Origin of the sequence: Escherichia sp. MOD1-EC7003 (genome assembly GCF_002965065.1) — a bacterium.
In the GTDB taxonomy this organism is placed as follows: domain Bacteria; phylum Pseudomonadota; class Gammaproteobacteria; order Enterobacterales; family Enterobacteriaceae; genus Escherichia.
Genome location: NZ_PTRE01000131.1, coordinates 15,972 through 28,443 on the forward strand (window position 1 = coordinate 15,972; position 12,472 = coordinate 28,443).

The following is a 12,472-nucleotide window of genomic DNA, read 5'->3' on the forward strand; positions in this document are numbered from 1 at the left end:
CAGGGTCATGCGACCCTGCCATTCCCCGCTCCTGGCGCAACGTACTTTACGACTCAGGGCAATTCCGGCGGCAGCCATTCTTCCACTTCAATCAACACCAGCAACGCTGCATCACCACCGTACTCTTTTGGTGCCTGGTGAAACGCCATGACATGCGGATGTTGCGCCAGCCACAGCGGCGTTTGCTGCTTCAAAATATGCTTCCCGTGACCATGCATCACGCAGGCGCAAAACAGATGTTCGCGGCGACAGGCGGCAATCAACGCGCCTAACTCTTGTTTGGCTTGCAGCTGCGTCAGACCATGTAAATCTAAAAACAACTCCGGCGAATAATCGCCACGGCGCAGTTTCTTCGCCTCAAAATGGCTGACATCCGGGCGAACATATTTCACCGGACCTTCGGTATTTAATAACGGCTGAAACTCATCGGAAAAATAATGGCTGGCATCAGCCTGTTCCTGAATCAACCGCTTAACCGGCACTTCGCTGATTTTCTTACGCTGTGGTCGGTGGACAATCGTGTCCTGCTTAATCTTGCGAGTCCCCGCCATCAACTGGCGAAACAGAGCCTGGTCCTCCTCGCTAAGTGTTATTTTATTTTTCATTTATGTGTCTCTATTTCTAATTTTCCTACAGTTTACCCGACTCGTAGCGCAATCGATCGTTTTAAACGTATTTTTCCTCACTCACCGCGCGTGAATGCTGATTTATCGTCATCTTCATGGCAAACTAGCCGCCGAAATTATTGCGATCATGCCCTGGAGGAATACGTGGATAAAATTTTTGTTGATGAGGCAGTAAATGAACTGCAAACCATTCAGGACATGTTGCGCTGGTCGGTGAGCCGCTTCAGCGCGGCAAATATCTGGTACGGTCACGGCACCGATAACCCGTGGGATGAAGCGGTGCAACTGGTGTTACCGTCGCTCTACCTGCCGCTGGATATTCCGGAAGACATGCGCACTGCGCGTCTAACCTCCAGCGAAAAACACCGTATTGTTGAGCGCGTGATCCGCCGCGTCAACGAGCGTATCCCGGTTGCCTACCTCACCAATAAAGCGTGGTTCTGTGGCCACGAATTCTATGTCGACGAGCGCGTGCTGGTGCCGCGCTCGCCGATTGGTGAACTGATCAACAATAAATTTGCCGGACTCATCAGCAAGCAACCGCAGCATATTTTAGATATGTGTACCGGTAGCGGCTGTATTGCTATTGCCTGTGCTTATGCCTTCCCGGAAGCGGAAGTCGATGCGGTAGATATCTCTCCCGACGCGCTGGCGGTTGCCGAACAGAACATCGAAGAACACGGTCTGATCCATAACGTCATCCCGATTCGCTCCGATCTATTCCGTGATTTGCCGAAAGTGCAGTACGACCTGATTGTCACTAACCCGCCGTATGTTGATGCGGAAGATATGTCCGACCTGCCAAATGAATATCGCCACGAGCCGGAACTGGGCCTGGCATCTGGCACTGACGGCCTGAAACTGACGCGTCGCATTCTCGGTAACGCGGCAGATTACCTTGCTGATGATGGCGTACTGATTTGTGAAGTGGGCAACAGCATGGTACATCTGATGGAACAATATCCGGATGTGCCGTTCACCTGGCTGGAGTTTGATAACGGCGGCGACGGTGTGTTTATGCTCACCAAAGCGCAGCTGCTGGCGGTCCGTGAACATTTCGCGATTTATAAAGATTAAGTAAACACAACAATAACGGAGCCGTGATGGCTGGAAACACAATTGGACAACTCTTTCGCGTAACCACCTTCGGCGAATCGCACGGGCTGGCGCTCGGCTGCATCGTCGATGGTGTTCCACCAGGTATTCCGCTCACGGAAGCGGACCTGCAACACGATCTCGACCGTCGTCGCCCTGGGACATCGCGCTATACCACCCAGCGCCGTGAACCGGATCAAGTCAAAATTCTCTCCGGTGTTTTTGAAGGCGTTACTACCGGCACCAGTATCGGCTTGTTGATTGAAAACACTGACCAGCGTTCTCAGGATTACAGCGCAATTAAAGACGTTTTCCGCCCAGGCCATGCCGATTACACCTACGAACAAAAATACGGCCTGCGCGATTATCGCGGTGGTGGACGTTCTTCTGCCCGCGAAACCGCCATGCGCGTGGCGGCAGGGGCGATTGCCAAAAAATATCTCGCTGAGAAATTTGGCATTGAGATTCGCGGCTGCCTGACCCAAATGGGCGACATCCCGCTGGAAATCAAAGACTGGTCGCAGGTCGAGCAGAATCCGTTCTTCTGCCCGGACCCGGACAAACTCGAAGCCTTAGATGAACTGATGCGCGCGCTGAAAAAAGAGGGCGACTCTATTGGCGCGAAAGTCACCGTTGTTGCCAGCGGCGTCCCCGCCGGACTTGGCGAGCCGGTCTTTGATCGCCTGGATGCTGACATCGCCCACGCGCTGATGAGCATTAACGCAGTGAAGGGCGTGGAAATTGGCGATGGTTTTGACGTGGTGGCGCTGCGCGGCAGCCAGAACCGTGACGAAATCACCAAAGACGGTTTCCAGAGCAACCACGCAGGCGGCATTCTCGGCGGCATTAGCAGCGGGCAGCAAATCATTGCTCACATGGCGCTGAAACCGACTTCCAGCATTACCGTGCCAGGGCGCACGATCAACCGCTTTGGTGAAGAAGTCGAGATGATCACCAAAGGTCGTCACGATCCCTGCGTTGGCATTCGCGCGGTGCCGATCGCCGAAGCGATGCTGGCGATCGTTTTAATGGATCACCTGTTACGGCAGCGGGCGCAAAATGCTGATGTGAAGTCTGATATTCCACGCTGGTAAAAAATGAACAAAACCGCGATTGCGCTGCTGGCCCTGCTTGCCAGTAGCGCCAGCCTGGCAGCGACGCCGTGGCAAAAAATAACCCAACCAGTGCCGGGTAGCGCACAATCGATAGGCAGTTTTTCTAATGGCTGTATCGTCGGTGCTGACACGCTGCCGATACAGTCTGAACATTATCAGGTCATGCGTACCGATCAGCGCCGCTATTTCGGACACCCGGAACTGGTGACGTTTATCCAGCGTCTGAGTCGCCAGGTGAGCAATCTGGGCATGGGCACGGTGCTGATTGGCGATATGGGAATGCCCGCTGGTGGACGTTTTAACGGCGGTCACGCCAGCCACCAGACCGGACTGGATGTTGATATCTTCCTGCAACTGCCAAAAACACGCTGGACCCCCGCGCAGCTCTTGCGCCCGCAAGCACTGGACTTAGTTTCCCGCGACGGTAAACACGTTGTCCCGACGCTATGGAAGCCGGAAATTTTCAGCTTGATCAAACTCGCTGCCCAGGACAAAGACGTCACCCGCATTTTTGTTAATCCGGCGATTAAACAACAACTTTGCTTTGATGCAGGCACCGATCGCGACTGGTTGCGTAAAGTGCGACCCTGGTTCCAGCATCGTGCGCATATGCATGTACGATTACGTTGTCCTGCCGATAGCCTGGAGTGTGAAGATCAACCTTTACCGCCACCGGGCGATGGTTGCGGGGCAGAACTACAAAGCTGGTTTGAACCTCCAAAACCGGGAACAACAAAGCCTGAGAAGAAGACACCGCCTCCGTTGCCGCCTTCCTGCCAGGCGCTACTGGATGAGCATGTACTGTAATGGATACTTTTTATAGTTTGTTTATGGTTTCCCCGCTGCTGCTGGGTACTCTCTTTTTTGTCGCCATGTTGGCGGGATTTATTGATTCGATAGCCGGTGGGGGTGGGCTACTCACCATTCCGGCATTGATGGCGGTGGGGATGTCTCCGGCTAACGCGCTGGCAACCAATAAACTGCAAGCCTGTGGCGGCTCCATCTCTGCCACTATCTATTTTATTCGCCGCCAGGTGGTTAGTTTAAGCGACCAGAAGCTCAACATCGCCATGACCTTTGTTGGCTCAATGAGCGGCGCATTGCTGGTGCAGCATGTTCAGGCTGATGTATTACGGCAGATTTTACCCATTCTGGTGATTTGTATTGGCCTCTATTTTTTGCTGATGCCAAAACTGGGAGAAGAAGATCGCCAGCGTCGAATGTATGGTTTGCCCTTTGCGCTGGTGGCGGGGGGCTGCGTCGGTTTTTACGATGGATTCTTTGGTCCGGCTGCCGGGTCGTTTTACGCGTTGGCCTTCGTGACGCTGTGCGGATTCAACCTCGCCAAAGCCACGGCCCACGCCAAATTACTCAACGCAACGTCAAACATCGGCGGTTTGCTGCTGTTTATTCTTGGCGGCAAAGTGATTTGGGCGACGGGATTCGTGATGCTGGTGGGGCAGTTCCTCGGCGCGCGCATGGGGTCAAGACTGGTGTTAAGCAAAGGACAAAAACTTATTCGCCCGATGATTGTTATCGTCTCGGCGGTGATGAGTGCAAAATTAATTTACGATAGCCACGGACAGGAGATCCTCCACTGGTTGGGGATGAACTAATGAACAGTACACACCACTATGAGCAGTTGATTGAAATTTTTAATAGCTGCTTTGCCGATGAATTTAACACCCGTCTGATTAAAGGCGACGACGAACCGATCTATCTTCCTGCTGATGCGGAAGTACCATATAACCGAATCGTCTTTGCTCATGGCTTTTATGCCAGCGCTATTCATGAGATTTCGCACTGGTGTATTGCCGGGAAAGCGCGTCGTGAGCTGGTTGATTTCGGCTACTGGTATTGTCCGGACGGACGTGATGCCCAAACACAAAGCCAGTTTGAAGATGTTGAAGTGAAGCCGCAGGCGCTGGACTGGTTGTTCTGTGTGGCGGCAGGATATCCGTTTAACGTCAGTTGCGACAATCTGGAAGGGGATTTCGAACCGGACCGCGTAGTGTTTCAACGGCGGGTACATGCGCAGGTGATGGATTATCTGGCAAACGGCATACCCGAACGTCCGGCACGCTTCATTAAAGCATTACAAAATTATTATCACACGCCGGAAATCACGGCGGAACAGTTCCCGTGGCCGGAAGCGCTCAACTAAAGCCAGTGCCACGTTTTACAATGAGGAAAGAAGATGATCGCGGAGTTTGAATCACGCATTCTGGCATTAATCGACGGTATGGTTGACCATGCCAGTGATGATGAGTTGTTTGCCAGTGGGTATTTGCGTGGCCACCTGACATTAGCCATCGCAGAACTGGAAAGTGGTGAGGACCACTCTGCTCAGGCGGTGCATACAACTGTTAGCCAGAGTCTTGAAAAAGCCATTGGTGCAGGTGAGTTGTCGCCGCGTGACCAGGCGCTGGTGGTTGAGATGTGGGAAAACCTGTTTCAGCAGGCGTCACAGCAGCATAATGCCTGATGCGACGCTTAGCGCGCCTTATCAGGCCTACAGGTAACACGTAGGTCGGATAAGGCGCTCACGCCGCATCCGACATTGAAGTGCATAATGCCTGATGTGACGCTTAGCGCGTCTTATCAGGCCTACAGGTAACACGCAGGTCGGATAAGGCGTTCACACCGCATCCGACATTGAAGTGCATAATGCCTGATGCGACGCTTAGCGCGTCTTATCAGGCCTACAGGTAACACGCAGGTCGGATAAGGCGCTCACGCCGCATCCGACATTGAGCGCATAATGCCTGATGCGACGCTTAGCGCGTCTTATCAGGCCTACAGGTAACACGTAGGTCGGATAAGGCGTTCACGCCGCATCCGACATTGAGCGCATAATGCCTGATGCGACGCTTACCGCGTCTTATCAGGCTACAGGTAACACGTAGGTCGGATAAGGCGTTCACGCCGCATCCGACAAACAATGCCAGAGCAGATTACCCCGCCTTAACCGCTTTCCCTTTCAACAATTTTCGCACCCATAACCGATTCGGATTTAACGCCGCCAGCGTACTGGCGTCCATCGGAATCGGTTCGCTGCTCATCTGCGCCGCCAGAATCTCGGCACACAGCGGGGCAGAACACAAACCGCGAGAACCTAAAGCAGCAAACATAAAAAGATCGTCATAAATCGGCGCGCTTACCGCCTCATCTTTCTGTTCTGCCAGCGAGGCATATTCCGCGAGCGTTGCGTCATAATCGGGGACATTGCCTACCATTGGCAGATGATCGCGAGTGGCACAACGCACACCGCAGCGCGCTTCTTTCTCACTGACATCAACCTCTTTTGCCCACTGCACCTGCGGGAAACAATCAATCAACCGTTGGCGATTCTGCTGCTGATCGTCCTCACTGTATGCCGTATCTTCGCTGCCGCGATGATAACTGGCACCAATACAATGATGTTGATTCGCCGGATTTTGTGGCGTGAGATAACCGTCATAGCACAGTACCTGTTTCAACTTTGCCAGTTCCTGCGTTGTCGGAATATGGCTGACCTGACCGGCAACCGGATACACTGGCAGAAGCGACGTTTGGCTGAAATGGTTGATTTGATGCCCGTTCGCCAGTACCACTACACTGTGTGTTGCTTGCTGACCTCCTGAAAAATTCATCAACCAACAGTCATCCTTACGGTATAAATCCTGTAACTGATATTGATAACGAATCTGTAAACCTTGTTGTTGCGCCAGTTCCAGTACATTACGGGTCAGCTCTGCCGGACACAGCCAGCCACCTTGTGGATAAGTAATACCGCCGCAATTTGTTACTACACCTGTAACACCCTCAACCTCATTCGCCCCGACTGCAACAGCCAGCTCTGCGGGTAAATCCATCGACAGCATCTGTGCGATTTTATGCTGACTTTTCTCATCCCAGCCTAACTGCGTGACGCCGCACCAGTCATGATCAAATTTAACGGGCAATGAATCGTAAAGTCGACGAGCAAAAGTAAACGCATTAGAGAAAAAGCGGTTCAACGCCTCATCGTGTTTACTTAAAAGCGGATACAGCGCTCCCTGGCGATTGCCGGAAGCACCCAGCGCGGGGGCCTCATCCGCGCAATAAAGCGTTACCTGCCAGCCGCGCCGTAATAGCGCCAGTGACAACAATGCGCTGGCAATACCACCGCCGATAATTGCCACTTCCCGTTTGCTGCTGCCCGTACGGTTAAACCATGGCGTGGAGCAGGGGAGTGGCAATCTCTGTTCCATCACGCCGCAAAGCATTTCCCTTTTACGCCCAAACCCTTTGCGCTTTTGCATCGTGAATCCGGCTTCCAGCAAACCGCGGCGAACAAAACCGGCAGAAGTAAATGTCGCCAGCGTGCCGCCCGGACGCGCCAGTCTTGCCATGGCATTAAACAGATTTTGCGTCCACATATCCGGGTTTTTCGCAGGCGCAAAGCCGTCCAAAAACCAGGCATCCACTTTTTGATTTAGCGAATCGTCCAGTTGGCTGGTCAGTTCGTTAATATCGCCAAACCATAAATCCAGCGTCACGCGGCCTTCATCGAGCAATAAACGCTGGCAACCGGGCAAGGGCATTGGCCACTGTGCCTGTAGTTGTTCTGCCCACGGAGCCAGTTCCGGCCAGTGTTGATGCGCTAAGGCTAAATCCGCACGGGTGAGGGGAAATTTCTCAAAACTAATGAAATGTAAGCGTTGTAATTGCGCTTGCGGATGCGCTTCGCGAAACTGATCAAATGCCTGCCATAGCGTCAGGAAGTTTAATCCGGTGCCGAAGCCGCTCTCTGCTACCACAAACAGAGGATGTGGATGCCCAGGAAAGCGAGCCTCTAATTGGTTACCTCCGAGAAAAACATAACGCGTTTCTTCCAGTCCGTTATCGTTGGAAAAATAGACATCGTCAAAATCTCGGGAAACAGGTGTACCCTCAGCATTAAATTCGAGGTTGGCAGTTTGTATGGAGTAGTGTTTCACGTAAGTTACTCGTCTTACAGGCGGTGGCTCGATCTTAGCGATGTGTGCCAGGCTGCGCAAATTTCTCTATTAATTGGCTGATCGGACTTGTTCGGCGTACAAGTGTACGCTATTGTGCATTCGAAACTTACTCTATGTGCGACTTACAGAGGTATTGAATGAAACGTGCAGTGATTACTGGCCTGGGCATTGTTTCCAGCATCGGTAATAACCAGCAGGAAGTCCTGGCATCTCTGCGTGAAGGACGTTCAGGGATCACTTTCTCTCAGGAGCTGAAGGATTCCGGCATGCGTAGCCACGTCTGGGGCAACGTAAAACTGGATACCACTGGCCTCATTGACCGCAAAGTTGTGCGCTTTATGAGCGACGCATCCATTTATGCTTTCCTTTCTATGGAGCAGGCAATCGCAGATGCGGGCCTCTCCCCGGAAGCTTACCAGAATAACCCGCGCGTGGGCCTGATTGCAGGTTCTGGCGGCGGTTCCCCGCGTTTCCAGGTGTTCGGCGCTGACGCAATGCGCGGCCCGCGCGGCCTGAAAGCGGTTGGCCCGTATGTGGTCACCAAAGCGATGGCATCTGGCGTTTCTGCCTGCCTCGCCACGCCGTTTAAAATTCACGGCGTTAACTACTCCATCAGTTCCGCGTGTGCGACTTCCGCACACTGTATCGGTAACGCAGTAGAGCAGATCCAACTGGGCAAACAGGACATCGTGTTTGCAGGCGGCGGCGAAGAGCTGTGCTGGGAAATGGCCTGCGAATTCGACGCGATGGGTGCGCTGTCTACTAAATACAACGACACCCCGGAAAAAGCCTCCCGTACTTACGACGCTCACCGCGACGGTTTCGTTATTGCTGGCGGCGGCGGTATGGTGGTGGTTGAAGAGCTGGAACACGCGCTGGCGCGTGGTGCCCACATCTACGCTGAAATCGTTGGCTACGGCGCAACGTCTGATGGCGCAGACATGGTTGCCCCGTCTGGTGAAGGTGCCGTTCGCTGCATGAAGATGGCGATGCACGGTGTTGATACCCCAATCGACTACCTGAACTCTCACGGTACTTCGACTCCGGTTGGCGACGTGAAAGAGCTGGCAGCTATCCGTGAAGTGTTTGGCGATAAGAGTCCGGCGATTTCTGCAACTAAAGCAATGACCGGTCACTCACTGGGCGCTGCGGGTGTGCAGGAAGCTATCTACTCTCTGCTGATGCTGGAACACGGCTTTATTGCCCCGAGCATCAACATTGAAGAGCTGGACGAGCAGGCTGCGGGTCTGAATATCGTGACTGAAACGACCGAGCGCGAACTGACTACGGTTATGTCTAACAGCTTCGGTTTCGGCGGCACCAACGCCACGCTGGTAATGCGCAAGCTGTAAGATTCATTCGGAGTAGGTCGGATAAGACGCGCCAGCGTTGCATCCGACGATACGTGGTCAATGCTGCCCAAAAGGGCACCAGATGGTTTCCTCAGATTGTTGACAAAGTGCGCTTTGTTCATGCCGGATGCGGCGTGAACGCCTTATCCGGCCTACAAAATCTGGTATCGGAGTAGGTCGGATAAGACGCGTCAGCGTCGCATCCGACGATACGTGGTCAATGCTGCCCAAAAGGGCACCAGATGGTTCCCTCAGATTGTTGACAAAGTGCGCTTTGTTCATGCCGGATGCGGCGTGAACGCCTTATCCGGCCTACAAAATCTGGTATCGGAGTAGGTCGGATAAGACGCGCCAGCGTTGCATCCGACGATACGTGGTCAATGCTGCCCAAAAGGGCACCAGATGGTTTCCTCAGATTGTTGACAAAGTGCGCTTTGTTCATGCCGGATGCGGCATGAACGCCTTATCCGGCCTACAAAATCTGGTATCGGAGTAGGTCGGATAAGACGCGCCAGCGTCGCATCCGACGATACGTGGTCAATGCTGCCCAAAAGGGCATCAGATGGTTCCCTCAGATTGTTGACAAAGTGCGCTTTGTTCATGCCGGATGCGGCGTGAATGCCTTATCCGGCCTACAAAATCTGGTATCGGAGTAGGTCGGATAAGACGCGCCAGCGTCGCATCCGACGATGCGTAGCCAATGCAGCCCAAAAGGGCACCAGATGGTTCCCTCAGATTGTTGACAAAGTGCGCTTTGTTCATGCCGGATGCGGCGTGAACGCCTTATCCGGCCTACAAAATCTGGTATCGGAGTAGGTCGGATAAGACGCGCCAGCGTCGCATCCGACGATACGTGGTCAATGCAGCCCAAAAGGGCACCAGATGGTTTCCTCAGATTGTTGACAAAGTGCGCTTTGTTCATGCCGGATGCGGCGTGAACGCCTTATCCGGCCTACAAAATCTGGTATCGGAGTAGGTCGGATAAGACGCGTCAGCGTCGCATCCGACGATACGTGGTCAATGTCGCCTTTTTCACATCATTGACAATCGTCGCTTGTTCCAGGCAAACTTCCCGCTTTGTCGATTTCCTTCTGAAAAGACGTACGCGTTAAATCCTGCCAACGCACCGTAACCCTGAAACCAGAGAGATGAGACGGGGATACTCCTCGCCTTGCGCTGCATTCTGGAGTAATGCATGACTGCTGTAAGCCAAACCGAAACACGACCTTCTGCCAATTTTTCGCTCTTCCGCATCGCTTTTGCGGTTTTTCTCACCTACATGACCGTAGGGTTACCGTTGCCGGTTATCCCGCTGTTTGTTCATCATGATCTGGGCTATGGCAACACCATGGTCGGGATTGCCGTCGGGATCCAGTTTCTGGCTACGGTGCTGACGCGTGGCTACGCCGGGCGACTGGCCGATCAATATGGCGCAAAACGTTCAGCGCTTCAGGGGATGTTAGCCTGCGGTCTGGCGGGGGGCGCGTTGCTGTTGGCGGCGATTTTGCCCGTCTCCGCACCGTTCAAATTTGCCCTGTTGGTCGTCGGGCGTTTGATTCTTGGCTTTGGTGAAAGCCAGTTACTGACAGGCGCCCTGACCTGGGGATTAGGCATCGTTGGGCCAAAACATTCCGGTAAAGTGATGTCATGGAACGGAATGGCGATTTACGGTGCCCTCGCTGTTGGTGCGCCGCTTGGCTTGTTGATTCATAGCCATTACGGTTTTTCCGCACTGGCGCTCACTACAATGGCATTACCCTTACTGGCGTGGGCCTGTAACGGCACAGTGCGCAAAGTACCGGCCCTGGCGGGAGAACGTCCATCGCTGTGGAGCGTTGTCGGGCTTATCTGGAAACCAGGGTTAGGTCTGGCGCTACAAGGCGTTGGTTTTGCAGTTATCGGGACTTTCGTTTCGCTCTACTTTGCCAGCAAAGGATGGGCGATGGCGGGCTTTACCCTTACCGCATTTGGCGGCGCATTTGTCGTGATGCGCGTCATGTTTGGCTGGATGCCGGACCGTTTTGGCGGCGTGAAAGTGGCGATTGTCTCTCTGCTTGTAGAAACGGTGGGCCTGTTGTTGCTCTGGCAGGCGCCAGGTGCGTGGGTCGCATTAGCGGGCGCGGCGTTAACCGGAGCCGGATGTTCGCTTATCTTTCCAGCGCTGGGCGTGGAGGTGGTTAAACGCGTACCGTCACAAGTTCGTGGCACTGCACTGGGCGGTTACGCCGCATTTCAGGATATCGCCCTCGGCGTATCCGGGCCGCTGGCGGGAATGCTGGCGACCACGTTTGGTTACTCTTCGGTATTTCTTGCCGGGGCGATCTCTGCGGTGCTGGGGATTATTGTCACGATACTGTCGTTTCGTCGGGGTTAACGAACCAGCCAGACCAGCATCAGGATGATCGCGACTAATAGTATCCACAGCGCGGGACGCGTTGCCATATTTTGCAACATGTCCATCATCGGTGGAAAAGGATTAAGCAGCGGTTGCATAGCACGCGGATCAATCCCTTTAACCCGCCGTTGATAAAGCTGATTAAGGATATCCTCGGCCTGGGCAGAAGAAAGTGATGATTGTGCAGAAAGGCCATATTTTTGCTGGATATATGCCGATAACGCCGCCAGTTCACTGGCATCTAAAGGTTGTTTTAGCGCCATCTGTAGTGATTCCAGCGTCGGCGTATTTTGCTGGCTTAGCGTCTGACGTGCCTGTAGCCAGGTCACCAGATGGTTAAACAGTTTCGCTGGAATTAATTCACCATCTTTCACCCCGGAAAGTTCCAGCATCGATTGCCAGATCTGTTTGCTGGGTTCCCCCGTTGCCGCCGCAAGTTTGGTCACCAGCTGTTTGAGCGTATTGTGCTCTGCTGGTAATAAAGGACGGTCGGTCGCCTCGCGCTGCTGCGGTTGTGGAATAACCATTTTCCCTTCCTGCAACAGAGTGAGAATGGTTTTTAATTGCTCCGGTGAGAGCTGATTCAGCGGCATCTGACCAAAGTTATGACGGATATAATCCGTGACCGCCTGACGATTATTCCCCAGACGTAAATACTCCCCTAATTGGGCTAAAAGCTGGCGGGCAGAATGGCTTTTTTGCGCGGTGAGCAGACGTTGCGCCAGATTATGTTCAGCAGCAGGGAAGTGACGCGAAAGCAGCGGCGAATCTCCTGACAGACCAATATCGTGCCTGATACCCGCCCACAGTTCCGCTCTTTGCTGTTGCGTCAGCGAAGTCACTTTGTAGTGGTCAAGTAATTCTGGCCACGGTTTTACAGTAAGAACGATATCTGTTCTCTGACTCT

11 protein-coding genes are annotated in these 12,472 nt (G+C 53.4%); 8 read left to right on the forward strand and 3 right to left on the reverse strand.

Annotated features, from left to right (window positions below; all coding sequences use genetic code 11):
• Positions 1-53: 53 nt before the first annotated feature.
• Positions 54-605 carry an endonuclease SmrB gene (gene smrB / locus A7090_RS19970; protein ID WP_105275320.1) on the reverse strand — a complete coding sequence of 184 codons (552 nt, stop codon included), beginning with the start codon at positions 603-605 and terminating at the stop codon, positions 54-56.
• A 165-nt stretch (positions 606-770) separates the two neighbouring features.
• Here smrB and prmB point away from each other — a divergent pair, with 165 nt between their 5' ends.
• Genes prmB through A7090_RS20000 form a run of 6 tightly spaced genes read left to right on the forward strand, consistent with a single transcriptional unit; the run spans position 771 to position 5,321 of the window.
• Entirely contained in the window at positions 771-1,703 is a 933-nt protein-coding gene (prmB, locus tag A7090_RS19975; protein ID WP_105275321.1) for a 50S ribosomal protein L3 N(5)-glutamine methyltransferase, read from the forward strand.
• A gap of 26 nt (positions 1,704-1,729) precedes the next feature.
• A complete protein-coding gene (aroC, locus tag A7090_RS19980) occupies positions 1,730-2,815 on the forward strand; it encodes a chorismate synthase (RefSeq protein WP_105275322.1) in 1,086 nt (361 codons plus the stop codon).
• A 3-nt stretch (positions 2,816-2,818) separates the two neighbouring features.
• Positions 2,819-3,643 carry a penicillin-insensitive murein endopeptidase gene (mepA, locus tag A7090_RS19985; RefSeq protein ID WP_105275323.1) on the forward strand — a complete coding sequence of 275 codons (825 nt, stop codon included), beginning with the start codon at positions 2,819-2,821 and terminating at the stop codon, positions 3,641-3,643.
• On the forward strand, positions 3,643-4,452 hold the full coding sequence (locus A7090_RS19990; protein ID WP_105275324.1) for a sulfite exporter TauE/SafE family protein: 810 nt from the start codon (positions 3,643-3,645) through the stop codon (positions 4,450-4,452). The genes mepA and A7090_RS19990 overlap by 1 nt, the downstream gene beginning before the upstream one ends.
• Complete coding sequence (gene epmC, locus A7090_RS19995; protein WP_105275325.1) at positions 4,452-5,000, forward strand: elongation factor P hydroxylase; 549 nt, start codon at positions 4,452-4,454, stop codon at positions 4,998-5,000. The genes A7090_RS19990 and epmC overlap by 1 nt, the downstream gene beginning before the upstream one ends.
• Before the next feature lie 33 nt (positions 5,001-5,033).
• A complete protein-coding gene (locus A7090_RS20000; RefSeq protein WP_105275326.1) occupies positions 5,034-5,321 on the forward strand; it encodes a YfcL family protein in 288 nt (95 codons plus the stop codon).
• Between the two features lie 469 nt (positions 5,322-5,790).
• Here the strand turns inward: A7090_RS20000 and mnmC are convergent, their stop codons facing one another.
• Positions 5,791-7,797: a bifunctional tRNA (5-methylaminomethyl-2-thiouridine)(34)-methyltransferase MnmD/FAD-dependent 5-carboxymethylaminomethyl-2-thiouridine(34) oxidoreductase MnmC gene (gene mnmC, locus A7090_RS20005; protein WP_105275327.1), complete on the reverse strand. Its 2,007-nt coding sequence runs from the start codon at positions 7,795-7,797 to the stop codon at positions 5,791-5,793.
• A gap of 158 nt (positions 7,798-7,955) precedes the next feature.
• On the opposite strand from mnmC, the gene fabB reads away from it, so the two are divergent.
• Complete coding sequence (gene fabB, locus A7090_RS20010; RefSeq protein ID WP_105275328.1) at positions 7,956-9,170, forward strand: beta-ketoacyl-ACP synthase I; 1,215 nt, start codon at positions 7,956-7,958, stop codon at positions 9,168-9,170.
• A gap of 1,195 nt (positions 9,171-10,365) precedes the next feature.
• The gene (locus A7090_RS20025) at positions 10,366-11,544 is read left to right on the forward strand and encodes an MFS transporter (protein WP_105275330.1); all 1,179 of its coding nucleotides are present in this window, start codon (positions 10,366-10,368) and stop codon (positions 11,542-11,544) included.
• Here the strand turns inward: A7090_RS20025 and flk are convergent.
• Positions 11,541-12,472, reverse strand: a 932-nt coding sequence (gene flk / locus A7090_RS20030) for a flagella biosynthesis regulator Flk (protein WP_241957283.1), incomplete at its 5' end; no start/stop codon positions are given. The genes A7090_RS20025 and flk overlap by 4 nt on opposite strands.